This window comes from Acidovorax sp., assembly GCF_046291265.1.
Lineage (GTDB): Bacteria > Pseudomonadota > Gammaproteobacteria > Burkholderiales > Burkholderiaceae_C > Acidovorax.
Genome location: NZ_JBKBTV010000071.1, coordinates 1 through 24,529, shown reverse-complemented (window position 1 = coordinate 24,529; position 24,529 = coordinate 1). Strand labels below are relative to the sequence as shown.

Annotated in this window: 22 protein-coding genes and 1 pseudogene; 11 read left to right on the top strand and 12 right to left on the bottom strand. The window is 66.5% G+C overall.

Annotation, left to right across the window (positions count from 1 at the left end):
* Nucleotides 1-352 (bottom strand): transposase (locus ACK41V_RS20265; RefSeq protein WP_409784999.1); only part of this gene is annotated, 352 nt, incomplete at its 3' end.
* A 337-nt stretch (nucleotides 353-689) separates the two neighbouring features.
* Here ACK41V_RS20265 and ACK41V_RS20260 point away from each other — a divergent pair.
* The 3 genes and pseudogenes from ACK41V_RS20260 to ACK41V_RS20250 all read left to right on the top strand — a co-directional run.
* Nucleotides 690-1,868 carry an MFS transporter gene (locus ACK41V_RS20260; RefSeq protein ID WP_409784997.1) on the top strand — a complete coding sequence of 393 codons (1,179 nt, stop codon included), beginning with the start codon at nucleotides 690-692 and terminating at the stop codon, nucleotides 1,866-1,868.
* 117 nt (nucleotides 1,869-1,985) lie between these two features.
* Nucleotides 1,986-2,555, top strand: a complete 570-nt coding sequence (ssb, locus tag ACK41V_RS20255) for a single-stranded DNA-binding protein (RefSeq protein ID WP_409784995.1) — start codon at nucleotides 1,986-1,988, stop codon at nucleotides 2,553-2,555.
* A 58-nt stretch (nucleotides 2,556-2,613) separates the two neighbouring features.
* A pseudogene (locus ACK41V_RS20250) lies at nucleotides 2,614-3,099 on the top strand (transposase); the annotation flags it as partial.
* 203 nt (nucleotides 3,100-3,302) lie between these two features.
* Here the strand turns inward: ACK41V_RS20250 and rsmA are convergent.
* The 3 genes from rsmA to ACK41V_RS20235 are packed head-to-tail and all read right to left on the bottom strand — an operon-like array spanning nucleotide 3,303 to nucleotide 7,844.
* Nucleotides 3,303-4,082, bottom strand: a complete 780-nt coding sequence (gene rsmA / locus ACK41V_RS20245) for a 16S rRNA (adenine(1518)-N(6)/adenine(1519)-N(6))-dimethyltransferase RsmA (protein ID WP_409784993.1) — start codon at nucleotides 4,080-4,082, stop codon at nucleotides 3,303-3,305.
* 41 nt (nucleotides 4,083-4,123) lie between these two features.
* Nucleotides 4,124-5,530: a peptidylprolyl isomerase gene (locus ACK41V_RS20240; protein ID WP_409784992.1), complete on the bottom strand. Its 1,407-nt coding sequence runs from the start codon at nucleotides 5,528-5,530 to the stop codon at nucleotides 4,124-4,126.
* Nucleotides 5,531-5,534: 4 nt separating this feature from the next.
* Nucleotides 5,535-7,844 carry an LPS-assembly protein LptD gene (locus tag ACK41V_RS20235; RefSeq protein ID WP_409785003.1) on the bottom strand — a complete coding sequence of 770 codons (2,310 nt, stop codon included), beginning with the start codon at nucleotides 7,842-7,844 and terminating at the stop codon, nucleotides 5,535-5,537.
* Nucleotides 7,845-8,078: 234 nt separating this feature from the next.
* On the opposite strand from ACK41V_RS20235, the gene ACK41V_RS20230 reads away from it, so the two are divergent.
* The 3 genes from ACK41V_RS20230 (at nucleotide 8,079) to ACK41V_RS20220 (ending at nucleotide 11,384) form a co-directional block, all read left to right on the top strand.
* Nucleotides 8,079-9,221, top strand: coding sequence for an aminoglycoside phosphotransferase family protein (locus ACK41V_RS20230; RefSeq protein ID WP_409784990.1), 1,143 nt, complete (start codon nucleotides 8,079-8,081; stop codon nucleotides 9,219-9,221).
* A 94-nt stretch (nucleotides 9,222-9,315) separates the two neighbouring features.
* Nucleotides 9,316-10,095, top strand: a complete 780-nt coding sequence (locus tag ACK41V_RS20225) for a 16S rRNA (uracil(1498)-N(3))-methyltransferase (protein ID WP_409784989.1) — start codon at nucleotides 9,316-9,318, stop codon at nucleotides 10,093-10,095.
* A 122-nt stretch (nucleotides 10,096-10,217) separates the two neighbouring features.
* Nucleotides 10,218-11,384: a GGDEF domain-containing protein gene (locus tag ACK41V_RS20220; protein WP_409784988.1), complete on the top strand. Its 1,167-nt coding sequence runs from the start codon at nucleotides 10,218-10,220 to the stop codon at nucleotides 11,382-11,384.
* On the opposite strand, the gene ACK41V_RS20215 is transcribed toward ACK41V_RS20220, so the two are convergent.
* The gene (locus ACK41V_RS20215) at nucleotides 11,368-11,934 is read right to left on the bottom strand and encodes a DUF3617 domain-containing protein (RefSeq protein ID WP_409784986.1); all 567 of its coding nucleotides are present in this window, start codon (nucleotides 11,932-11,934) and stop codon (nucleotides 11,368-11,370) included. The two genes, ACK41V_RS20220 and ACK41V_RS20215, sit on opposite strands and share 17 nt — an antisense overlap.
* A 207-nt stretch (nucleotides 11,935-12,141) precedes the next feature.
* Between ACK41V_RS20215 and ACK41V_RS20210 the strand changes: the two genes are divergently transcribed.
* From ACK41V_RS20210 to ACK41V_RS20200, 3 genes are all read left to right on the top strand, one after another.
* Nucleotides 12,142-12,921 (top strand): SOS response-associated peptidase, encoded by a 780-nt coding sequence (locus ACK41V_RS20210; protein WP_409784985.1) that lies wholly within the window; start codon nucleotides 12,142-12,144, stop codon nucleotides 12,919-12,921.
* 127 nt (nucleotides 12,922-13,048) lie between these two features.
* The gene (locus ACK41V_RS20205) at nucleotides 13,049-14,233 is read left to right on the top strand and encodes an MFS transporter (RefSeq protein WP_409784983.1); all 1,185 of its coding nucleotides are present in this window, start codon (nucleotides 13,049-13,051) and stop codon (nucleotides 14,231-14,233) included.
* A gap of 192 nt (nucleotides 14,234-14,425) precedes the next feature.
* Nucleotides 14,426-14,908, top strand: a complete 483-nt coding sequence (locus ACK41V_RS20200; protein ID WP_409784981.1) for a YidB family protein — start codon at nucleotides 14,426-14,428, stop codon at nucleotides 14,906-14,908.
* A gap of 64 nt (nucleotides 14,909-14,972) precedes the next feature.
* Here the strand turns inward: ACK41V_RS20200 and ACK41V_RS20195 are convergent, their stop codons facing one another.
* The 6 genes from ACK41V_RS20195 to otnI all read right to left on the bottom strand — a co-directional run bounded on the left by ACK41V_RS20195 (nucleotide 14,973) and on the right by otnI (nucleotide 22,487).
* Nucleotides 14,973-15,845, bottom strand: coding sequence for a lysophospholipase (locus tag ACK41V_RS20195; protein WP_409784979.1), 873 nt, complete (start codon nucleotides 15,843-15,845; stop codon nucleotides 14,973-14,975).
* A gap of 84 nt (nucleotides 15,846-15,929) precedes the next feature.
* Nucleotides 15,930-16,484, bottom strand: a complete 555-nt coding sequence (locus tag ACK41V_RS20190; RefSeq protein ID WP_409784977.1) for a TlpA family protein disulfide reductase — start codon at nucleotides 16,482-16,484, stop codon at nucleotides 15,930-15,932.
* An 85-nt stretch (nucleotides 16,485-16,569) separates the two neighbouring features.
* Nucleotides 16,570-18,060, bottom strand: a complete 1,491-nt coding sequence (locus ACK41V_RS20185; protein WP_409784976.1) for a M20 family metallopeptidase — start codon at nucleotides 18,058-18,060, stop codon at nucleotides 16,570-16,572.
* A gap of 69 nt (nucleotides 18,061-18,129) precedes the next feature.
* The gene (locus ACK41V_RS20180) at nucleotides 18,130-19,356 is read right to left on the bottom strand and encodes a diguanylate cyclase (RefSeq protein WP_409784975.1); all 1,227 of its coding nucleotides are present in this window, start codon (nucleotides 19,354-19,356) and stop codon (nucleotides 18,130-18,132) included.
* A gap of 108 nt (nucleotides 19,357-19,464) precedes the next feature.
* Nucleotides 19,465-21,489 (bottom strand): methyl-accepting chemotaxis protein, encoded by a 2,025-nt coding sequence (locus ACK41V_RS20175; protein WP_409784973.1) that lies wholly within the window; start codon nucleotides 21,487-21,489, stop codon nucleotides 19,465-19,467.
* Between the two features lie 167 nt (nucleotides 21,490-21,656).
* Nucleotides 21,657-22,487, bottom strand: coding sequence for a 2-oxo-tetronate isomerase (gene otnI / locus ACK41V_RS20170; RefSeq protein ID WP_409785001.1), 831 nt, complete (start codon nucleotides 22,485-22,487; stop codon nucleotides 21,657-21,659).
* A gap of 191 nt (nucleotides 22,488-22,678) precedes the next feature.
* Here otnI and ACK41V_RS20165 point away from each other — a divergent pair, with 191 nt between their 5' ends.
* The gene (locus tag ACK41V_RS20165) at nucleotides 22,679-23,149 is read left to right on the top strand and encodes a MerR family transcriptional regulator (protein WP_409784971.1); all 471 of its coding nucleotides are present in this window, start codon (nucleotides 22,679-22,681) and stop codon (nucleotides 23,147-23,149) included.
* Between the two features lie 72 nt (nucleotides 23,150-23,221).
* A complete protein-coding gene (locus ACK41V_RS20160) occupies nucleotides 23,222-23,857 on the top strand; it encodes an NAD(P)H-dependent oxidoreductase (protein ID WP_409784969.1) in 636 nt (211 codons plus the stop codon).
* Here ACK41V_RS20160 and ACK41V_RS20155 read toward each other — a convergent pair.
* Nucleotides 23,841-24,529 (bottom strand): glycerophosphodiester phosphodiesterase family protein (locus tag ACK41V_RS20155; RefSeq protein WP_409784967.1); only part of this gene is annotated, 689 nt, incomplete at its 5' end. The genes ACK41V_RS20160 and ACK41V_RS20155 overlap by 17 nt on opposite strands.

Here is a 24,529-nt window from a genome sequence, read left to right as displayed (position 1 = left end):
CGTGTGACACTTGTTTGCGCTTGTTGTCAGGGTGAAGTTTCTTTAACTGTCCAGCGATTTGCTGAGGCGACCAGCGCTGGCGCAAGTAGTCGTGAACGATTTTGAACAAAGGTCCATCACGGCCAAGCTTGGGTTGCGGGTGGGCAAAGCACCTGCGCTTGTCGCTGCGTTGCTGGGCGAACTTGGAGTTGTAGCCCTTGCCGCCAGCATTGCGTTGGCACTCTCGGCTGATGGTGCTTTTGCTTCGCCCCAAGGCACGGGCTATGGCGCTGAGACTTTGCTTTTGCTGCAGTCCCAGGGCTATCGCATGGCGTTCGCTCTGGCTCAACTGCTGGTAATTCTTCTTTGACATCTTGGCCTCAATTCTCGGTGTTGCACTTCAGAATTGAGGCCGCCAAGCGCTAGCAGCCGTTTTACCTATAAATCCTGCGTGGCGAGTGCCGCCGTGACACTCACCGTCAGCCTTCCCAGGCTTGGCGCTGACCAAGGGTTTGCGCTGGAGGATTTGGAGGGTCCCACACCAGACGCGGGGCAGCCGCTGGCGCAATAGATGACAGGCCTATCGGCACCTTGGCGCCCAATGGGCGAAAATCCCGGTTTTGCTTCCTCGGGCCTTAGCGCACACCGTGCCGGATTCTTCCTCCTTGTCAGCCGCTGCCGCAACGCGGATCCCCACCCCCAGCACAGACATGACCCCTCTGGAGCGCCGCTCCAGCGTCAGCCTGGCGCTGATCTTCGCGCTGCGCATGCTGGGCCTGTTTTTGGTGCTGCCCGTCTTCGCACTGGAGGCGCGCCAGTACCCCGGCGGCGACGACCCCGCGCTGGTGGGGCTGGCGATGGGTATCTATGGCCTCACTCAGGCACTGCTGCAGCTGCCTTTGGGCATGGCCTCTGACCGTTTCGGCCGCAAGCGCGTCATCGTGCTGGGCCTGCTGGTGTTTGCGGCGGGCAGCCTGTTGGCGGCGCTGGCGGATTCGTTGAGCGGGTTGCTGGTGGGCCGCGCGCTGCAGGGTGCGGGGGCTGTGTCGGCGGCAGTCACGGCGCTGCTGGCGGACCAGACGCGTGACGTGGTGCGAACCAAGGCGATGGCGCTGGTGGGCGGCAGCATCGGGCTGATGTTTGCGGTGGCGCTGGTGGCGGCCCCCGTGCTGACGGCGCACATCGGGCTGGCGGGCCTGTTTGGCCTGACGTTTGCGCTGGCCTTGGCCGGTGTGGCGGTGGTCGTGTGGTGGGTGCCTCCTGAGCCTGCCCTGCACAAGAACGCCCCCCGCGGCCGCCTGGCCGATGTGTGGGCGCACCCCAACCTGTTGCGCCTGAACCTGGGCGTTTTTGTGCTGCACACCGTGCAGTTGTCGATGTGGGTGGCAGTGCCCGCCATGCTGATGCAGGCGGGGCTGAGCAAAGACCACCACTGGCAGGTGTACCTGCCCGCCGTGGTGCTGTCGTTTGCGGCCATGGGGGGCCTGTTTGCGCTGGAGCGCGCAGGGCGCCTGCGGGCAGCACTGCTGGGTGCGATTGCGCTGATCCTGGCCGTCCAGATCGGTCTGGGCGCCCTGGCGGCCAGTGGCGTGGCGCCAAGCTTGTGGGTGCTGGGGCCGCTGATGTTTGTGTTTTTTTGCGGGTTCAACGCGCTGGAGGCCAGCCAGCCCAGCCTGGTCTCGCGCATGGCGCCCGCCGCACTGCGGGGCGCTGCGCTGGGCAGCTACAACACCCTGCAATCGCTGGGCCTGTTTGCGGGTGGGGCGTTGGGTGGGGCGTTGGTCAAATGGGCGGGCGCACCCGGCCTGTTTGCGGCCACCACCGCACTCACGGCCCTGTGGCTGGTGCTGACCTGGCCCCTGCAGCCCGTGGGGCGCGGCGGCCACTGAGGGATCCGCCCACAGAGGCCTCGTTCAGCCGCAGTTGCGGCACAATGGCGCGCTTGGCGCACGGAAACTCCCTTCAAATCCGGCGCTTTCCTGTTATCTGCAAAGGCACGAACCACCATGGCATCCATCAACAAAGTCATCATCGTCGGCAACCTGGGCCGCGACCCCGAAATGCGCACCTTCCCCAGTGGCGACCAGGTGGCCAACGTGACCATTGCCACCACCGACAAGTGGAAAGACAAGCAATCGGGCGAAATGAAGGAAGCCACCGAGTGGCACCGCGTCGTCTTCAACGGCCGCCTGGCTGAAATCGTGGGCCAGTACCTGCGCAAAGGCTCGCAGGTGTATGTGGAAGGCAGCCTGCGCACCCGCAAGTGGACGGACCAGAGCGGCGTGGAGAAGTACAGCACCGAGATCCGCGCCGACCAGATGCAGATGTTGGGCGGCCGCCAAGGCATGGGCGGCCAAGGCGGTGGCCAGCAAGGTGGCGGCTATGACGACGGTGGTGGTTACGGCGGTGGTGGCGGTGGCGACCCACAGGGCGGTTACGACCAGGCTCCACGCCGTGCGGCCCCTCCACCACGCCCCATGGCAGCCCCTGCCGCACGGCCTGCGCCCGCTCCGGCCGCCCAGGCACCGCGTGCGGCTTCGGGGTTTGATGACATGGACGACGACATTCCGTTTTAAGCCGACACGTCGCACCTGGATGGGTGGGGAGGTTGCCCCATCATCCGCAAACAAGCCCTCCCAGACTGCAGTGGACGAGAGTCATCACATCATCGTGGCCGCCGAGGTGGTGAGCAGCAGCACAGACGTGCAGCAACTGCCCATGGTGCTGGATGCGGTGCAAACCCATACCGGTGCGCAGCCAGCACAGGTCCTGGCCGATGCGGGCTACCGCAGTGAAGCGGTGATGGCAAATCTGGCCCAAACGCACCCCGATACCGAACTGGTGATTGCGCTGGGGCGTGAGGGCAAGGCACGGGCTGCGCCCAAAGACGCCAAGCGCTACCCGCACACGGTAGCCATGGCGGCCAAGTTGCAAACCAAGCAGGGCCAGGGGGACTACAGAAAGCGCAAATGGATCGCCGAGCCGCCCAACGGCTGGATCAAGAACGTGCTGGGGTTCCGCCAGTTCAGCATGCGCGGTTTGGAGAAGGCGAAAGCCGAGTTCAGGCTGGTGTGCATGGCGCTTAACCTGCGCAGGATGGGGGCGATGAGGGCCGTTTGAGGGGGGAGATGCAGTGGAATGTGTCAACTACGACTTCTGCGCGTGACTTGCTCACTTCAACCACGTCATAAAGATCGGCGGTGGTGAACGTGTCCACCACCGCCTGCGTCGCTACAGGCCGCTGGTGGCGTCCGCAGCTTGATCTGAATGTTCTGCCGCCCACACTCCTAGCGCTTATAAATCAAGCGCTAATAGCTATTAATTTATGAGCATTCCTGCGCCAGTGCCACAAACTCGGCAACCGGCACTTCTTCGGCGCGGCGCTGGGTGTCAAAGTGGCCGGCAAACTGGCGCGCTTCCAGCCAGCGGCCCAGGGTGTGGCGCAGCAGCTTGCGGCGCTGGCTGAAGGCTACCTGCACCAGTTCTTCAAGCAAGGGCAGTGACACGGGCGCGGGCTCTGCGCGCGGCACCATGCGCACCACCGCGCTGTCCACGCGCGGGGGCGGGTCAAAACTCTCGGGGGGGACAAACAGCACGTTTTCCATGGCGTAGCGCCACTGCAGCATGACCGACAAGCGCCCGTAGTCGCTGGTCGCGGGCTTAGCCACCATGCGGTCGATCACTTCCTTTTGCAGCATGAAGTGCTGGTCTTCGATGACCTGCACATGGTCCAGCAGATGGAACAGGATGGGTGTGGAGATGTTGTAGGGCAGGTTGCCCACCACGCGCAGCCGCAGGTCGGGCAACGCGGCTTTGTCGCGCATGGTCTGCGCCAGCGCGGTGAAGTCCACCTTGAGCACATCGGACTCGATCACATCGAGCTGCCCATGCAGCCGAAGGCGCAGCGCCAGGTCGCGGTCCAGCTCAATGACGGTGAGGCGCCCCAAGCGCTCCACCAAGGGCTGGGTCAGCGCTGCCAGCCCGGGGCCGATCTCCACCATGGGCTGGCCCGGCTGCGGGCCAATCGCCTGGACGATGTCTTCAATGATGCCCTTGTCGGACAGGAAATGCTGCCCGAAGCGCTTGCGGGGGATGTGTTTCAACGCGGCTTTACCTGCTGTCTGGTCATCGGTCGGTTACTCGGTTATTGCGGCGGGTCGCGGTACTCGACATACGCGCGGCCACGCAGCTCCTGCGCCCAAGTGGCGTAGGCCTCGTCCAGCTTTTTCTCGCGCACGGTGCTGCGCGCCATGTCACGCTGTTCGCGCTGGGTCAGTTTGGCCTCGCGGCGCTCCAGCAACTGGATCAAATGCACGCCAAAACGCGAGACCAGCGGCTCGCTGATTTCGCCAGGCTTCAGGGCGTTCAAGGCCTGTTCAAACTCGGGCACATAGCGGCCCGGATTGGCCCAGCCCAGATCGCCGCCTTCTTTGGAGCTGCCATCTTGCGAATGTTCACGGGCCAGGGTGGCAAAGTCGGCTTGGCTCGCCAGGATGCGGCGGCGGTAGTCGGCCAGGCGCGCAGCAGCGGCCGTTTCGGTCAATTGCGGGCCCGTGCGCAGCAGGATGTGGCGGGCGTGGCTTTGCACCACCGTGGTGGGCACGCCAGCGGTCACACGCTCAACCACTTTGAGCACGTGAAAGCCAGCGGGGGAGCGCAGGGGGCCCACGAGGCCGCCCACCGGCAGTCCCTTGGTCGAGTTGACGAACAGCTCGGGATAGCGGTCCGCCGGGCGCAGACCCAGCAAGCCGCCTGCGCTCTTGCCTTCCTGGGCATCAGAAAACTCGCGGGCCACTGCAGCAAAGTCCTCCCCCGCACGCAGCTTGTCGGCCGCCTGCTGGGCGCGCGCCTGGCGCTCGGCCACTTGCGTGGGGGTGGCGTTCTCAGGCACCAGCACCAGCACATGGCCCAGGTTGATTTCCATGGTAGATGCGTCGGCGCCCTGCTGCTGCTCGCGCAGGTACTGGTCCACGTCGAGGTCGGTCACCTTGACGCGCGCTTCGACCTCGCGTTCGCGCAGCTTTTGCTGCAGCAACTGGTTGCGCAGCTCGTCGCGAAAACGCTCCCGACTCATGCCGTCGCGGGCGAGGCGGCGGTACAGCTCGTCCACCGTCATGCTGTTTTGCTGGGCGACGCCTTGTTCAGCCTGCGACACCGCAAAGTCATCGACCTTGACGCCGGCCTCACGCGCCTGCTGAAGCTGCACACGCTCCAGGATGAGGCGTTCCAGCACTTCGCGCGCCAGCACGTCGCGCGGGGGCATGGTGCCGCCTTGCTGGGCCAACTGGGCTTCGGCCCGGGCCAGACGTGATCGCACTTCGTTGTTGGTGACGGGCTCGGAATTGACCACCGCCACAATAAAGTCGGCCTGCCGCGGCGCGTTGGTGGCGGCCGCGCTGGGGGTTGGCAAGGTGATGGACGGGGTTGCCGCCGGGCGTGACAGCCCGCCGCCCGTGGCCGCACCCGAAGGCCGCAGGCCCTGCGCTGCGGCGCCCTGTGACGCCACGGCGGCGAAGGTGGCGATAGCGAGGGCGATGACACGGTGATTCATGGCATTAGTCATAGTTGCTGAAACGGCTTGGCGTGGTGACCTGCTCGCGCAGGTACTGGTAACGCGGCACATTTTGCTTGAAGGTTTCAAGGGGGCTGGAGCCCAGGCTCAGGCGGGAGAAGCCCACGAACTCGATCTGGAACAACAGGCGGGTGTTGGATGTGGTCACACCACTTTGCAGGCGCTCCAGCACCACGCGTCCGATCCAGCAGCAGCTGTCGTATTCGAGGCCGACCACGGTGTCCACCAGCTTGCGGTCTTGCAGGCTGTAATTCAGGCGCCCGACGCTGTACCAACGGCCTGCGCCTTGGCCCTGGCCGCGGGCTTTGCCTGTGTCCTGGCCTTTGTCGCCCCACAGGCTGTTCAGCGGCCATTGCCAGCCGATGTCGATCTGTTCGCTGGTGCCACGCTGCAGGCGATAGGCCGCACTGACCGTGCGGTAGTTGCCCGGGCTGTAGCGCGCGCCGATGGTCGACCGGATGGAACGGCCGGTTTTGGGGTTGTACTGGATCGTGGAGTCGAAACCCCACTCGGGCGTCCAGGTGATACCCGCGCCCAGCAGCACGTCAGACAGGCGTTCATTGGCGGGCGCAACCCCCGGCAAGGTGACTTGCTGGTCCGAAAAGCGCAGGCGCTGCGCGATGCCAAAGCGCGCGGCTTCGGCACCCGTGTTCGGGTCCAGCAAACGGGTGGTCACACCCAGGGTGAGCAGGTTGTTGTCGGCCAACCGGTCGTTGCCGCCAAACGCGTTCTCGGTGTAGATGGTGGCAAAGTTGAAGTCGTTGGCCGCCGTGTCGTACACGGGCAGGCGGCTCTGGTCGCGGTACGGCGTGTAGGTGTAGAACGCGCGTGGCTCCAGCGTCTGCAGAAAGGCACGTCCAAAGTAAGCGGCGTCGCGCTCGAACACCAGGCCACTGTCCAGGCTGAAGGTGGGCAATGTGCGGGCGGCCGAGCGGTCGCCGTTGGACAGTGCGGAATCAAACTGGTACTGCGTGGTGTGCAGCTGGATGCGCGGTGTGACGAAGCCCCCCGGCGCCAGAAACGGCCTGCTGATCTGCGCCATGGCAAAACTGCGGTTGGCGTTGGGCTGGCCCGTCAGTTCGCGCGCGGCCTGGAAGCGTGTGCTGTCCAGCACCACGCTGGCATCGAACCCGCCCCCCAGGTCGGTGGGCGCATAGCGCCACTGCAGCTGGGGCATGCGGTCGTACGGCGGCACGATGGGCGAAGTCACGTCCTGCAGCGTTTGCCACTTGAGGGTGCGCACCGAGGCCGACATGTCATTGCGCGCCCACGACAACGTGGCATCGCCCGGCAGCAGGCGCTGGCGTAGCACCTCGGAGGCGCGGCCAAAGTCGCGCCAGTAGTTGTCATCGCTCACGCGGTTGACGTTGATGTTCAGGCCCAGGCCACCCATGGGGGTGTTGAAGCTGCCGTCGTGTTTGGCGGTGTAGCCCCAGCGCATGCGGTCGCGCAGCCGGTCTTCAGGCATCACGTCGCCGCTGAATTCACCCTTGTACGTGGGCTCCAGGTAACGGAACTCGCCGCCCAGGTTGGCGCCGCGTTTGGTCATCAGCGCGGCGCGCAGCGTGGCGTCGCGGTTGGGCGCGATGTTCCAGTAATAGGGCTGCATGTAGGCCATGCCGTCACGGCTGTCGAGGCCAATGGTGGGCGGCAGCAGGCCGGACTTGCGCTTGTCCGACAAGGGAAAAGTGATGTACGGAATGGGCAGGACGGGCACGCCCTTGAACTCCAGCACCGCGTCTTCCGCAGTGCCCACTTCTTCTTCGTTGTCGATGCGGATGGTGCCCGCACGCAGCACCCAGTCGGGTTGCCAACTGGCTTCATTGCCGCGCTCGCAGGTGGTGTAGGTGGCGTTGTGCACCACGGCCCGGTCGCGGTCGATGAAGTCGATGCGCGTGGCCTCGCCGTGCGCCTGGTTGGCCAAAAACTTGTAGCGCGCGTCGCTGAAAAAGCCTTCGAAGGCCTCCACGCGCAACTCCAGCGCGGTGCCGTCGTACACATTGCCCGCCCGGTTGATACGCACCTTGCCCTGGGCCTTGGCCAGGTCTTCGGGCACGTTGTAGTCCAGCCGGTCGGCGCGGATCACCGTGTCGCCGCGGCGCAGTTCGGCGTTGCCTTCGACGACGGCGTTGAGGTCGGTCTGGCCTTCCACCCGGTCACCGGTCACGAACACCGGTAATTGGGGGCGCACCGCATCCGGGATTTTCTCTTGCAGCAGGGGCGAGCTGCGCAGCGCCGGAGGGGCATCCCAGCCACTCGGCGCCGCAGATTGCGCCATCGCAGCCAGGGGCATCCCGCACCAGGCCAGGGCCACAGCGTAGGCCAGGGCACCGGGCACCGGGGGACGCAGCCGCACAGCGTTCGCCGTGGCGGGCCGGGTCCGGGGGGAAGGGGTCTGCACGGAGGGGGGCTTGCAGCGTGGCACGTGGGGCGAGGGGGGCTGGGGCAAATGAAAGGACCCGCGCCGGGCGCCGCCTGTCACTGAGGATGAGGGCGCCGAGAGCGGGTTTGTAAAATCGGATTATCCATGAGCCACCCTTTCCCCCCATCCCCCTCCAGCCCACACGCCACCGCAGCGGTGACAAGCCCCGATTCTTCGCAGGTGACCTGGCCCGACGCCGCACGGCAGACGGCCTTTGAAGCTTGGCTGGCGCCGCTGCTCGGGCCCCACCAGCTGCTGCCCGCCACGCTGCGCCCGGCGTCGGCCGATGCCAGCTTTCGGCGCTACCTGCGCATCGACAGCGCCGCGGGCGGCAGCCGCATCGTGATGGACGCGCCGCCCGACAAGGAAAACTGCAAACCCTTTGTGCAGGTGCAGGGCCTCTTGGCCAAAGCGGGCCTGAACGTGCCGCAGATCCTGGCATTTGATGAACCCAATGGCTTCATGCTGCTGTCCGACCTGGGGCACCAGACCCTGATCGAGCTGCTCAACCCCGAAAAGCCCCAGGACGCCTACGCCTGGTACCAGCAGGCCACCGATGTGCTGCTGGACTGGCAAAAGGCCTCCCAACCCGGCGTGCTCCCCGCCTATGACGAAGCTCTGCTGCGCCGCGAGCTGGCGCTGTTCCCGGACTGGTACCTGGCAAAACACCGTGGCGTGACGCTGGACGACAGCCAGCAAGCCACGCTGAACAGCGCCTTTGATGCCATCGTGGCGCACAACCTCGCAGCTCCCCAGGTCTATGTCCACCGCGACTTCATGACCAGAAATCTGATGGCCCCCGTGGCCCCAGGCGCACCGCTCGGCGTGCTGGACTTCCAGGATGCCGTCTACGGCCCCATCACCTATGACATTGCCAGCCTGATGCGCGACGCGTTCATCAGCTGGGAAGAAGAATTTGTCATCGACATTACCGTGCGTTACTGGGAAAAGGCCCGCAAGGCTGGCCTGCTGGGCGCGACCAGTGCCAGCGGCTGGGGCAATGACTTTGGCGAGTTTTACCGCAGCGTCGAATGGATGGGTCTGCAGCGCCACCTCAAGGTTGCGGGCATCTTTGCGCGGTTGACCCTGCGCGACGGCAAACCCAAGTACCTGGCCGATGCGCCGCGCTTCATGCACTACATCCGCACCACCACCGACCGGTACCGGCAACTGGGCCCGCTGCTCAAGATGCTGGACCAGATCGAGGGCACCGAACCCGTCACGGGCTTTGCCTACGGCCGGATGTAGTGAGTGGCCTGCAGCTTCGTTGGTCCAAAATATTGATAAAAATAGCCTCTAGCGCTTATCTATCAAGCGCTAGTAGCTATAAATTAAGTAGCACATGCCCCGTTTCCACTGCCCCACCCCCTTGGCCACGGGCATCGAACTGGACCTGCCCCCGGGCGCCGCGCGGCATGTGCAGGTGCTGCGCTTGCAGCCGGGCGACCACATCACGCTGTTCCACGGCGGGCAGGGTGCTGGCGACCAGGGCGGCGAGTTTGACGCCACCGTGCTGCGCATGGGCCGCAGCGACGTGCAAGTGCAGGTGGGCGCCCACCATGCCATCGAACGCGAGGCCGTACGCGCGGTGCACCTGCTGGCGGGCATCACCGCCAACGACCGCATGGACTGGTTGATCGAAAAAGCCACCGAGCTGGGCGTGGCCAGCATCACGCCCTTGGTGGCCGAGCGCAGCGTGCTCAAGCTCAAGGGCGACCGCGCCGACAAGAAGATCGCCCACTGGCAGGCCGTGGCCGTGGCCGCGTGCGAGCAGTGCGGGCGCAACCGCGTGCCGGTCGTGAACGACGCCATCGACCTGGCCGCCTGGGTCCGCGCCAACGCGGCTGCCGCGGCCAGCGCTGCGCCCGGCTCTGCATCCGCGGCCGGAATGGCCCAACGCATGGTGCTGTCGCTGCGACCCGGCACGTCGCCCCTGCGCGCCGCCGCGGGCCTGGAGGGTGGCCAGGGGCCGGTGTTGTTCCTGTCCGGCCCGGAGGGCGGCCTGAGCAGCGCAGAAGAAGACCTGGCCGTGCAGCACGGCTTTGCGCCCGTCACCCTGGGCCCGCGCGTGCTGCGGGCCGAAACCGCCCCGCTGGCGGCTCTGGCGGCGCTGACGCTTTGACACCGCGTTTGCAGGGCTGTACGCGCGTCGTTACCTCGCCGTAAAATGCTCGACCGGCGGGTAGCCTCACCCCGCCAACCATTCCCGCGCACCCGCGGCCCATCGTTCAGCAGGAGCCCATCTTGCGCACCTCCTCCCGCTGGCAACGCCTGAGGGACGTCATCCTCTCCACCGACCCCAAACGGCGCACGCTGGTGAGCATGGCCCTGTTGGCGCTGGTGCTGATGACCAGCAGTGCGGGCGTGATGTTGCTGGTGGCCCATTCCAGCAGCGCCGTCAACGCCACTGCCGTGCAGTGGTGGGCCGCCATGTCGGTGGGCGGGCTGGTGGTGATGACGGCCTTCATCCGGTCCGGAGAAACGGCCCGCCTGCGCGATCCCTCGCTCACCATTCCCCAGATGGTCTGGACCATCACCAGCGGCGCCGTGGCCTATGTGCTGGCGGGCGACGCACGGGGCCTGGTCCCCAGCGTGCTGGCGCTGATTCTCTTTTTTGGCACCTTTGCGCTGACCATGGCCGAGGTGATTGGCATTGGCACGTTTGCGCTGTTGGCCTTTGCCTGCGCCATCGGCGTCACCTCCCGCTTCAGTGCCAGCCCGTTCGGGTACCTGGACACGGCCTATGCGCTGATGGTGCTCATCGTGCTGAGCGGCTGCGTGGCGCTGAACCTGCGCATCCAGCGCATCCGTGTGCGGCTGCACGAGCAGCGTGTGGCGTTGGCCGAGGCGCTGCAGGTCAATCGCGAACTGGCGTCGCGCGACGAATTGACCGGGCTGCTCAACCGCCGCGCCATGCAAGACCTGATGGGGCTGGAACACCGGCGCAGCGTGCGCAGCGGCCGCCCCATGCTGCTGGCCCAGCTGGACATTGACCATTTCAAACCCATCAACGACACCCACGGCCACGCCACGGGCGACCGCGCGCTGCAGGCGTTTGCCAGCACGGTGCGCGACGCGGTGCGCGACACCGATGTGCTGGCTCGCTGGGGCGGTGAGGAGTTTGTGCTGATGCTGTCGGACACCCAACCCGAAGACGCCCGCGAGCTGCTCGAACGCATCCGCCGGGCTGTGGCTGCGATGACCATCCCCCACGCCACGGGCACGCTGCACATGACCGTGTCGATGGGCCTGGCGCTGCACCTGCCGGGCGACACCGTGGAGCACACCCTGGAGCGCGCGGACCAAGCGCTGTACACCGCCAAGGCCCTGGGCCGCAACCGCGTGGTGGTGGCGCCTTCCGGTCACCGCCACCAGGCGGCAGCCCACAGCGGGACTAGCGCGCGGGCTTGATGGCCCCGCAGTCGGCAGACAGCCACTTGCCCGTCTGCGCCATGTCGATCTGCTCGGGCTTGCCGGCAGATGTGGTCTTGACCTTGAAGTTGCCCGTGTAGGCCGTGGGGCCGCTGAAGGTCATGGTGCCTTCGCCCGACGTGGGTGGCTCGCCCTGGCTGCCTTTGCAACTGAAGGTCATGGCCACCGTGTTGGGGCCTGTGCGCTTGACGTTCTGGGTGCAACCCGCTTGCGGCGGAATATTGTCCAGGTCGGCCTGCTCGGCGGTGAGGCACATCTTCACCGTGTTGCCTTTGGGGCCCATGCTCACGCCCTGCTGCGCCATCATTTGCTCCATCTGCTTGCGCTGCTCGGGCGTCATGCTGGCCAGGGACTTTTGCATCTGCGCCATGGCGGCTTCCATCTGACCGCTCTGGCTTTTCATGGCCACCGTGTGCTCCCACAGGCCGGGGCGCAGCTTTTGCGGCTGGGCGTGGGCCGCGCCCGCCGCGGCCAGCAGCGCAGCGGCGCCCGCGGTGTGAACGATGAAACGGGAAACGTTGTGCTGCATGGCGTGCCTTTGCTCCAAGTCGGTGGGTGGCGCACAGTATGTCCAAAGCAGGTGCGTTTTGCCATGGGATGAATGGCCCATGGCGGCTACCGTCGCTGACAACACCGCGCCGACCACTTCAATTTTTATAGCTACCAGCGCTTATCCAATAAGCGCTAGAGCCCATTTTTGCTTCAAATCCGTTGGCGACACAGTTACCATCGCCGCATGAGCACCCATTACGAAACCCTGCCCACCGCCGATGCTTACAGCGAATCGTTCGCGGTGGCGCCCCCCGAGGCGCTGGGCGAACGCCACCTGTGGCCGCGCAAACCCGGCTTCTTCATCGTCCATGCCGCCACGGCAGCGGCCATCGCTCAGCCCACCGCTGCGCCCGCTGTCAACGCCGATACCGATGCGCAGACGAGCACTTCAGCAGACGCACAAACACCAGCGGCCGAACCCAACACCACCCGCGTGCTGGTGCCCGCCCAGTGGGGCCTGGTGCCGCACTGGGTCAAGTCCGCGTCCGACGCCAAGCTGCGCGCGACCAAGCTGGTCAACGCCAAGTCCGACACCGCCTCCACCGGCACCGCGTTTCGCGACGCCTGGCTGAACGGCCAGCGCTGCATCGTGCCCATGAACGCGTTTTATGAAGACGACCTGCGCAGCGGCAAGGCCGTGCCCACCCGCGTGGCACGCGTGGACGGCAAGCCCATGGGCGTGGCAGGCTTGTGGGCGCGCTGGCAGGGGGCCGATGGCGAAGTCATCATCAGCTACTGCCTGCTGAACGTGAACGCCAACAACCACGCGCTGCTGCACCGCTACGGTCAGCCGGGCAGCGAAAAAAGCATGCCCGCCATCCTGAACGAAGGCGCCTACGACGCGTGGCTGACCGCGCGGCCCGAGAAGGCGAAAGAGTTCATGCGCCAGTACGCCGCCCAGTGGCTGCTGGCCAACCCGGTGGAGAAAAAGGCCGACAAGATCCCCAAGGGCTTGCTGGGCTGAGCCCGCTGCGCGCTGGCCGCTGGTCGCTGGTCGCATGGGTCGGATCAGCGTGTTCGCCATTGAATTTCTCGCCTCGTCGCTCCGCACCCAACGCAGCCGCACAGCCGTTGCATAGCCGTCGCCTCTCATGAACAAAAACCTGTGGTTGCTGGCCCTGTGCCAAGGCCTGTTTCTCACCAACAACGTGGTCTTCATCGCCATCAACGGCCTGGTGGGGCTGCAGCTGGCGCCGTTTGGCTGGATGGCCACGCTGCCGGTGATGGGCTATGTGGTGGGCGGTGCGCTGTCCACACCCCTGGTGGCCAAAACGCAGATGCGCTGGGGGCGCAAGGTGTCGTTCCAGATCGGGTTGGCCGTGGCCGTGGCGTCAGCCGCGCTGTGCGCCTGGGCCGCCTTCAGTGCCAGCTTCTGGCTGCTGTGCACTGCCACCGTGGTGGCGGGCTACTACAGCGCCAACGGCGGTCTGTACCGCTTTGCGGCGGCCGAGTTGGCCGCGCCGGACTACCGAGAAAAGGCCATGTCGCTGGTGCTGGCCGGTGGCCTGCTGGGCGCCGTGGCAGGGCCCAACCTGGCCAGCGCCACGCGCACACTGTTCCCCGTGCCGTTTGCGGGCGCCTACATCGCGCTGATGGGCGTAGCGCTGCTGGCCATGGTGTGTATGGCCGCCATCCGCTTTGAGGCGCAAGCCGTGGTGCTGAACGCCGCCGGACAACCCGCCCAGGGCCGCCCACTGGCCGAGCTGCTGCGACAGCCCACCATGGTCGTCGCCATCCTGGGCGCTGCGTTGGGCTACGGCGTGATGAACCTGCTGATGGCCGCCACCCCACTGGCCATGCAGGTGTGTGGCTTTGACTTTGACGCGTCGGCGCTGGTGCTGGAATGGCACGTCATCGGCATGTTTGCGCCCGGCTTTTTCACCGGCCACCTAATCAAGCGCTTGGGCGTGCTGCCCGTGATGGGCGTGGGCGTGGTGCTGAACTTTGCCTGCGTGGCCGTGGCGCTGATGGGGATTGAGCTGCACCACTTTGGCATTGCGCTGTTTTTGCTGGGCGTGGGCTGGAATTTTCTGTTCACTGGCGGCACCGCCCTGGCCATGACGGCCTACCGCCCCGAGGAGAAAGACCGCGCCCAGGCGGCCATCAACTTCTGCGTGTACGCCACGCTGGCGCTGAGCGCGTTTTCGTCCGGCGTGCTGGTCACTACGCAAGGCTGGACACTGCTGAACGCGGGGTCGCTGGTGCCGATTGTGGTGACCGGGCTGGCGCTGTTGTGGCTGGCGTTGCAGCGCAGGCGCGTTGCCAACGGCCTCTGAAAAAAGGGTTTGTGGCAGCGCGGGGCCACGATGTGGCGCTGCGCAAAAGCCAGCACCCCCTGCCTATCGCCCCGGGGCCTGCGGTAGAAGAATTCACGATTGTTGACACAGCAGCCACCCGCTGCCTGCGTACCATGCGGGGTTGTCCAGCCGCTTTGCGGCTGTCTTTGATCCGTTTTGCAGGAGAACACCATGGGTTTGCTCGATTCCGTTCTGGGTGCCGTCATCAACAGCGCGTCGCAAGGCGGCAGTGGTTCTGCTGCGGCAGGTGGCGCCGGAGGAGGCTTGGGTGGCCTGATCAGCATGGCCGCGCAGAACCCGCAGCTGGTACAAGCCGTGATGTCCCTCATCAGCAACGACGGCCCGGTCGGTGGCCTGCCGGGCCTGATGGCCAAGTTTCAGCAGGCGGGGTTGGGCAATGTGATTTCGTCGTGGTTGAGCGCGGGGCCCAACCAGGCGATCTCGGGCGAGCAGCTGTCCAACGTGCTGGGCAGCGGCCCGCTGTCGCAAATCGCATCGCAACTGGGCGTAGGCCCTGGCGCCGCAGCGGGCCAGCTGGCCCAGGTACTGCCGGGCCTGATCGACCAGCTCAGCCCCCGCGGCGAGGCACCGCAGGGCGGGTTTGGCACCTCGAACGATCTGTTCGGTATGCTGGGCGGTTTGCTTAAAAAATGATAGCTGCTAGCGCTTGATGGATAAGCGCTAGAGGCCATTTTGGCTTGAAATTTGGGTGTAACGCCTACCCCACCACGGGGCAGCGCCGCACCAGCCATTGCTGCAGCAGGTTGAACACCGGCGCCGCCAGCTCGGGGCTTTCGTTGAACAGCTCGTGGTACAGCGGCTCAAAACAATGCGATTGCACGACCGCCTTGGGCGCAGCGGCCGCAAACGCACGGCTGCCTGTGGGGTGGACCAGCCTGTCGCTGCCCGCCCACATCAGCAGGGTGGGCACGCTCCAGTGCGCGGCGCGGGCCACGGTGGCGGGGCCGCCGTCGGCGATGAAACGGGCCAGGCGGGCGCTGATGCGGTCGTGGCACAGCGGGTCGGCCAGGTAGGCGGCGACCACGGCCGGGTTGTGCGAGAGGTACTGCGCATCGAGCCCGTTGCTCACGCGCAGGTTGGGCGCAATGCGCGGCAACGTGGCCAGAAGCAGCTTTTGCACGGCGCCCAGGCCCGCGTCAAGCGCGGGGGAGGACAGCACCAGCGCATCCACCGGCCGCATCTTCAATGACACAAACCGCGAAGCCACCAGCCCCCCCATGCTGTGGCCCAGCAGCACCAGTGGCTGGCCTGCGGGGATGCGGGCGCGGGTGGCGTCCACCAGATCGGCCAGGTCATCGAGCAGCCGCAGGTCCGACGTGAGCCCGCCCCGGGGCCCGGCCGATTCGCCGTGGCCGTACTGGTCGTAGCCGCGCACGGAAAACCCCCAGTCGTTGAGACGGCGCGCCACCGCGTCGTACCGGCCCACATGCTCGCCCAGGCCATGCACCAGCAGCACGGTGCCGCGCTGGGGTTCGCCGTCGGGCAGGGGCCAGTCCTGCACGGCCAGGTTCTCGCCGTCGCTGGCAGTAAAGGTGGTGAGGGTCGAGGGAGCGAGGTCGTCAGAAATCATGAAGGACAGACAAAAGCGGCGGGCAGTGCAAAGCAGCGCAGGAAGGCGCTGGGACGCGGAACACGGACGGGCACAGCCCGCGCATCAGGCGATCGAGGCCCAGAGGTCGTCCCAGTCGGTGGGCTGGAAGTTGCCCTCACGCCGCAGCACCTGCTGGTGCTGGCGGTTGAGCACGTAGTGCGTGGGGCGGCGGGTGATGGCGCCAAAACTGTCCTGGTGACCCGCAGCGTTGCGCCATGCGATGGGGAAGCGTTGCTCGGCAGGCACAGACACTTTGAGCAGTTCGATGTACTGCATGAAGTCGGCGCTCTTTTCGTCCATGTTCACGCCCAGCAGCACAAAGTCGCGCTGGCGGTTGTTGGTATAGAACTCGCGCATCAGCCGCAGCTCGTCGGTGCACAGGGCGCAGCCTGCGGTGAAGAAACTGACCAGGCACACCTTGCCCGCAAAGTCGGTCAGCATGACGGGTTTGCCTTCGCTGCTGGTGCCCGACAGTGTGTGGCGGGGGCCGGGCGCCGCAGCGGGTGCTGGGGCGGCCGGGGATGCACTGGCGGCAGGCGCCTGGGCCTGTGCAAAAGGGTGAACCGCTGCCGCCACGGTGGTGGCGGTGCAAACCTGCAAAAAAGCGCGTTTGTCCATCGTCGTCAGGGCCTGCTTAGAAAAAAGAGGTGAAGGGGCGGTGGGCAAGGCTTTCTGGTTGCCAAGATCTCGATGTCGATGTCGATCAGCCCGCGTCAGCGGGTGCCACCGCCTGCTGCGCCATGGCGGCAATCACATGCGCCACCGAGGCCGTGAGGCGCTTGGCATAAGGCACATGCAAGAACTCGTTGGGGCCGTGCGCGTTGCTCTTGGGGCCCAGCACGCCGCAGACCATCATCTGTGCGGTGGGGAAGCCTTCGCTGAGCATGTTCATGAGCGGGATGGTGCCGCCCTGGCCGATGTAGCCGCAGGGTGCACCAAAGTGCGCCTGCGAAGCCTGGTTGAGTGCCTGCTCGAACCACGGCGTGGTGGCCGGGGCGTTCCAGCCCGTGGCACCGCCGCCGCTCTGGAAGGTGACCTTGGCCTGGTAGGGCGCGTTGTCTTCCAGCAGTGACTTGAGCTGCTGCACAGCGTCTGCCGCATCGACCAGCGGGGGCAGGCGCAGGCTGAGCTTGAAGGCGGTGTAGGGGCGCAGCACATTGCCTGCGTCCTGCAGCGCCGGAAAGCCCTCGGCGCCCGTCACGCTGAGCGTGGGCTCCCAGGTGCGCTTGAGCAGCGCCTGCAGCGGGTCGGTGGTGGTGGGCAGTGCAAACGTGGTGGAGCCGCCGCAGTCGTAATGCGCCCAGGGGAAGCGCTTGTACACCTCTTCACCCAGGATGGCCGCGGTGGCGCGCGCCTGGGCCACGCGGTCAGCGGGCACTTCGCAGTGAAAGCTGGCGGGCAGCAGGCGGCCCGTGGCGCTGTCTTCCAGCCGGTCGAGCACCTGCCGCATGATGCGGAACGACGAAGGCACCAAGCCGGACGCGTCGCCGGAGTGAATGCCTTCGGTCAGGATCTCGACCTTGAGCGTGCCGCTGGCCATGCCGCGCAGGCTGGTGGTGAGCCACAGCTGGTCGTAGTTGCCCGCGCCCGAGTCCAGGCACACCACCAGCGCCACGTTGCCCATGCGGGGTTTGAGCGCATCGATGTAGGGCAACAGGTCGCGCGAGCCGCTTTCCTCGCAGGTCTCGATGAGGCCCACGATGCGCGGGTGGGGCACGTTCTGGCGTTTCAGCTCTTGCACGGCGGCGATGCTGGCGTACACGGCATAACCATCATCGGCGCCGCCACGGCCGTAGAGCTTTCCGTCTTCGTATTTGGGGGTCCAGGGGCCGAGGTCATTGCGCCAGCCGGAGAACTCGGGTTGTTTGTCCAGGTGGCCGTACATCAGCACGGTGTCGGTGGCGCCGGGCTGGGTGGAGTCGATCTCGAAAAACAGCACGGGGGTGCGGCCTGCGATGCGCACAATTTCCAGCTTCAGGCCTTCGACCTTTTGCGCTTCGACCCACGCGGCGGCGTTGCGCACCACGGTGTCCAGCAGGCCCAGTTCGGCCCAGTCGGCCGCAAAGGTGGGGGACTTGGCGGGGATGGCAATGTAGTCGGTGAGCTGGCGAACGATGTCGCTGTCCCACGCCTGGCTCACCCGTTCCAGGGCCAGTGCAGGTTGCAGGACTTGGGGGGGGACACGGGCGTTCATGGCGGCTCTCCTGGAAGCGGTGGAATCAAAACCAGCATTCCAACACAACACCCGCCCGGGCGCCACGAATCAATAGGAAGACGCTGGCTGGGTCTCGGGATTGGCGTCGGCCCCCAGGTGGGCGCTGGGGCGGCGCAGGCCGGTGGCCACCTCCACCCGGTTGCGGCCGTTTTCCTTGGCCTGGTACAGGGCGCGGTCGGCGGCGGCGATCAGCATGTCCCAGCTGTCGCCGGACTCCAGGCGCCCGCCATAGACACCAATGCTCACGGTGACGGCGATTCCGTCGCCCTCCACGCCGTCCACCCGGCAGCGCGACACTTCCACCGCCTTGCACAGCTCGCGCGCCAGTTGCTCGGCGCCCACCAGGCCGGTGTCGGGCAGCACCACCATGAACTCCTCGCCGCCGTAGCGGCCCACCAGGTCCTGTGCGCGCACGCGCTGGCGCAGCACGTTGACCACGCTGCACAGCACCTGGTCGCCCACGGGGTGTCCGTATTGGTCGTTCACATGTTTGAAATGGTCGATGTCCACCATCATCAGCGCGATGGATTCGCGGGTGCGCACGGCGCGCGCCACATCGCGGTCGAGCGCTGCGATCAGCGAGCGGCGGTTGGCCACGCCGGTCAGCGGGTCCAGCGCGGCCATCACGCGGTTGTTCTCGTCGGCCCGGTCGCGCGACATGAAAACAAACCCCATGGAGCTGACCAGCACCACGGAAAACGTGGCCACAAAGGTGAGCGTCTGCAAGCTGCTGCTTTGGAGAATGCCGATCTCTGCGCCCTGCACGCCCATGGCGAGCGCCGAGCGCCCCAGCAGCACCGCGGCCTCCAGCGCCAAGCCCGCGACCAGCAGCCAGTGCCCCCGCCCCACCGTGGCATGGCGGCGCTCCAGCGCGGTGGCCAGCGCCCACACGGCCTGCAACCCGATCACCAGCCCCACAAACCCCACCCGCGCCGGGAAGTTGTCGATGAACACGATGACGGAACCCATGACCAGGGCCGAGGGTGCCAGCAGCAGCAGCCAGCCGATGGTGCGGCCCTGGAACTGGTAGATCGCAACGATCATGCCGGCCAACACGCCGGACAACAACGTGTTGCCCACCACGATAGACAGCACATCCGGCACCTGGCCCCGCAGCATCAGCAGCACATGCCCCACGGCGTTGACCAGCAGGGCCGCGGCCCAGTGCCCCAGCCCATCGCGCCGCCGCCCCCAACCCACCACGGCCATGGAGACCGCCATCATGAGCGAGCTGACAATGATCATTGCCAGCATGGTGGGGACGTGGGCAACCATGAATACAGGGGCGGAGGGTGGTGGAGGTTTCAGCCCAGCATAAACCAAGGCCCCGTTGCCGCAAACCAATGAATGTCCGCCCCGCCAGGGTCTGCGGGGAGCGGGCTGCTACTCCAGTTGCGCAGGCCCCCGGGCGCCGCTGCCCGGCGCTTGCAACGACGGCGCGGCCGACGCGGCCAACTGCAGGTGCCCGCCACTCCCGTCGCCGGGCGACAGCTTGAACACCTGCACCGCCCCGGCCAGGCGCGTGGCCTGTTCGCGCAGGCTTTGTGCGGCAGCGGCAGACTCCTCCACCAGCGCCGCGTTCTGCTGCGTCATCTGGTCCAGCTGGTTGACCGCCGTGTTGACCTGGCCGATGCCGTCGGACTGCTCGCTCGATGCCGCCGTGATCTCGCCAATGATGTCGCCCACACGTTTGACCGAGCCCACGATCTCTTCCATGGTGGTGCCCGCGTTCTGCACCAGGCGCGCGCCCGATTCCACACGCTCCACCGATGCGCCGATGAGCGCCTTGATCTCGCGCGCGGCCTCGGCGCTGCGGCCAGCCAGTGACCGCACCTCGCTGGCCACCACGGCAAAACCCCGGCCTTGTTCCCCTGCGCGGGCGGCTTCCACCGCAGCGTTCAGCGCGAGGATGTTGGTCTGGAAAGCGATCGAATCAATCACGCCAATGATGTCGGCGATCTTGCGCGAGCTTTGGTTGATGTCACCCATGGTGGTCACCACTTGGCCGACCACCTGGCCGCCACGTGCGGCCACTTCGGCGGCGGTGCTGGCCAGCTGGTTGGCCTGGCGTGCGGCGTCGGCCGACTGGCGCACGGTGGAGGTGAGGTGCTCCATGCTCTGCGCGGTCTGGGCCAGGCTGCTGGCCGTGGCTTCGGTGCGGGCCGACAAATCCTGGTTGCCGCTGGCGATCTCGGCACTGGCGGTGGTGATGCTGTCCACCGCCGTGCGCACCTGCTGCAGCATCTGGGTGTAGCGCTGGCGCATGCCTTCGACCTCCTGCACCAGCGCGCCGATCTCGTCGCGCCGCGTGGTGCGGAATTCTTCGGTCAGGTCGCCCTGCGCCACCAGGGTAATGGCCTGGGTCAGGTCCTGCAGCGGGCGGCTCACGCCCCGGCGCAGCATGAGGAAGAGGCCAATCGCCAGCAGCACCACCGCCACGGCCATCAGGCCCCACACGGCCATCGTCACGCGCTGCTGGCTGGCCATGGCTTCGCCGTCGGGCACCTCGGCCACCACCCACCAGCCGCCACCGGTCTTGCGCACCAGGGCCCAAGGGTCTTCAGCGCCTGCGCCCAGAACGGGGGCGGCCTCGCGCACAAAGCCATCGGGCGATGCGGCCAGGGCTTCAAAAAACGGGCGGGCCTCGGGGTAAGCCTCCAGCACCCGCTTGCCGCGGGCGGTGGGGTGGTACACAAACACGGCCTTGTCCAGCGACGTGCCGGGGTTGATCACATACGTGCCGCCATGCTCAAAGAATTTCGTCTGTGCCACCTGCTTTTGCAGCATGGCGTGGAACACGCTGATGTCGTTGCCGATGAACAGCAGCCCAATCACCTTGCCCGATGCATCCTTGGTCGGCAGGTAGTGGCCCATGTAAGGCTTGCCTGCTGCCACCGTTACGCCGGTGTAGGGCTCGCCCTTCGACACCGTGGCAAAGGCTGGGTCGTCTTTGCCCAGCGGCGAGCCTTGCTGGCGCACGCCCTGTTCGTTCTTGACCGACGTGGTCACGCGCACAAAGTCGTCGCCCTTTTTGGCGAACACGGTGGCGATGCCGCCGGTTTCGCTGGCGAACTTGTCGACCGAGCCGTAGTCCTCATTCACCAGCGCGCCATAGCTGCGCAGCTCGCCCGTGGCCTCATCGAGCTGCATGGTGGCTTCGAAGTAGCGCTGAAATCCGCGCATGGTCAGCTGCACCAGCTCGCGGTTGGTGTTGTCGGCCGCATCCAGCGACTGGGCCACGCTCTGCGCCGTGTCGCCCACGCTGGCCACCACCTGCGCCCGCGTGCTGCGCTCGGTCAGCACCGCAATGGCCAGCCCCACCAGCACCAGCACCAGGGCCACCAGCGCGATGGCGGTCAGCGTGACCTGGCGCGCGACGGAACGGTTGTTGGCAAGCGATGCGGCCATGGGGGATGTCTCCTGAAAGTGAATACACAAAGCCGGGTGAGCCGGTCTAAGAAAGGGCTCTCAACGCGTGAGAACGCCCTTATTCACTCTACGGCCAGAGTCTTGTTACATTTATTCACGCATTCCCTTACGCATTCGCGCGTACTGGAACCGGCGACCAAAACGGTCTAGCGGTTGCCCATCCGCCCGGCAATCGCGCGGTCGCGCCACTCCAGCCCTTCCGACGTGCCCGCCGCAGGTTTGTACTCGCAGCCCACCCAGCCGGCGTAGCCCAGCGCATCGATGGTGTCGAACAGAAACGGGTAGTTCAGCTCGCCCCGGTCGGGCTCGTGGCGGCCCGGCACGCCCGCGACCTGGATGTGCGCCACGCGCCCAGTAGGCAGGTAGCGCTGCAGCTTGGTGGCCACGTCGCCCTCCACGATCTGGCAATGGTACAGGTCCATTTGCACCTTGAGGTTGGGGGCCTGCACCGCATCGAGCAGCTCGTGGGCGTGGTCCTGCCGGTTCAGAAAATAACGCGGCATGTCGCGCAGGTTGATGGGCTCGATGAGGATGTCGCGCCCGGCACGCGCGGCCTCGGCAGCGGCCCAGCGCAGGTTGCTGACGCACAGGTCCCTCAGCGATTCGCGCTCCACCCCCGGCGGCACCGTGCCCGACAGCACATGGATGCGCGGGCAGCCCAGCACCTCGGCATACCGCAGCGCCTCGTGCACCCCCGCGCGGAACTCCGCCTCGCGCCCCGGCTGCGCCGCCGTGCCGCGCGCCTGCTGCTCCCACGCGCTGGCCATGCTGGCGCGGTCGGTGCCGCTGGGCGGGGCGTTGAACAGCACCAGCTGCAGGCCGTTGTCTGTGAGCCGCGCGGCGATGTCGGCGGGCTCGAAGGCATACGGGAACTGAAACTCCACCGCCGTGAACCGGTCGCGCGCCGCAGCGGCAAAGCGGTCGAGAAACGGCAGCTCGGTGTACATCAGGCTCAGGTTGGCGGCAAACTGGGGCATGGCGGGGCAGGGGCAGAAGGTGGAATCAGAGCGCAGCAGCTTATCGTGCAGCATCGGGGCCAGCGGCCCTTGCCAGGCGACCACCAAGTCCAAACCGCGAGAAATATGGGTCAAATTGGCCTCTAGAGCTTATTCCATAAGCGCTAGCAGCTATTAATTTGATAGTTTCAGTCCTACTCCAACATCAACCTATGCGCATCGGAGAACTCGCCCAACGCACCGGCACCACGCCCAAGGCCATCCGGCTTTACGAATCCCGGGGCCTGTTGGGCACAGTGGCGCGTGCGGGCAGCTACCGCCACTATGGCGAGGCCGATGTGGCGCGCGTGTTGCTGATCCGCCAGGCCCAGGCGCTGGGCTTTCGGCTGTCGGAGCTGGATGGCCTGCCCCACATCGACACCACCGCAGGCTGGGAACGCATGGCGCAGTTGGTGGCCGGGCGGCGGGCCGCCGTGGCGCAGGAGCTGGCGCGCCTGTCAGCGCTGGACACACAGCTGGCCGGGCTGGAGGCCGAGCTGCACACCTGCGACACACTGGCCGTGCCCGTGGTGCCCGAAGCGTGCGCTGCGCCGTCCACATTGGCGGTGGCACTTCCAGCACACAACCCCGCGCAATTTGGTGCAGCTACCGCGGGGGGCGCCGCGAGATTCGCCCCGACTTGACCTGACCGCTTGACTCTGCCCCGTGGGGCAAGGTGACCATGGCGCCATCAACAACAACGTGATGGAGCGTCTGTGGCAGAGCAACACAATATTCTGGTCATCCTGGGCCATCCGGCGGCCGACAGCCTGTGCGCTGGCATGGCCCGCGCGTATGCCGACGGCGCGCAACAAGCTGGGGCCAAGGTGCGGTTTATGGACGTAGGGCAGCTGGCATTCAACCCGCTGTTTCAGGGCTACGGCGCCGCCCAGCCGCTGGAGCCCGACCTGCTGGCCGCGCAGGCCGACATCACCTGGGCCCACCATCTGGTATGGGTCTACCCCATCTGGTGGGGCGCCATGCCCGCGCTGCTCAAGGGTTTTATCGACCGCGTGCTGCTGCCGGGCTACGCCTTCAAATACCGCAAAGGCTCATCGCTGTGGGACAAGCTGCTGGCGGGCCGCTCGGCCGAGCTGCTGGTGACCATGGACTCGCCGCCCTGGTACTTCCGCTGGGTCACACGCATGCCCGGGCACCACCAGATGAAGAAGGCCATCCTGGAGTACTGCGGCATCCGGCCCGTGCGGGTGCACAGTTTCGGCCCCGTACGCACCGCCAGCGCCGAACGGCTGGCGCTGTGGGTGGAGAAGGCGCGGCAACTGGGGTTGCGCCAGGGCGCGCGCGCCGCACCGGGCAAACCGCGCCCGGCGCCCGTCACTTCGTCGCCGTGAAGGCTTGAACGGCAGCTCGGCCCACGGCGGGGTCGTCGGTGAAGAAGCCGTCGATGCCTGCGCGCAGGTAGGCCGTGATCTCGGCCACGCTGTCGCCGCGCACCGTGCCGTCGGTGGCGGGCGCCTTTTTCAGCCCGGCGGGCAAGAAGGCGTTTTCGGGTCGCAGCGTCCAAATGTGCACACCCAGGCCTTCGGCGCGGGCGCGCGCCACCAGCGGGGTGGGTTCGCCCGGCACACCATCCTTGACCGGCACCACCAGCGTCTTGAACGGGCCGATGGCATTGGCGTAGGTGGCCACTTGTTTGAGGCCTTCGGGCGTGATGAGGTCGGCGTAACCGCGCGTGTTGGCCGCGCCCTGCACCACAAAGTCATACGGCCGGCCCGAGGGCGCCACCAGTTGCACCAGGCGCACGCTGCTGAGTTGGCGAATCGCTTGCAGGTTGCTGACCTCGAACGACTGCACGAACACGGGGGCGTCTTTGTGGTTCCAGCCGCTTTTCTCCAGCACGGCGAGCAGCGGCGCCTCCAGCGGCTGGCCGATGGACTGGAAGTAGGTGGGGTGTTTGGTCTCGGGGTAGATGCCGATCACCCGGCCGGTTTTGGCCGTCGCCGCCTTGGCCAGGTCGATCACCGCATGCCGCGTGGGCACCACGAACCGGGCGGTGGTGGCCC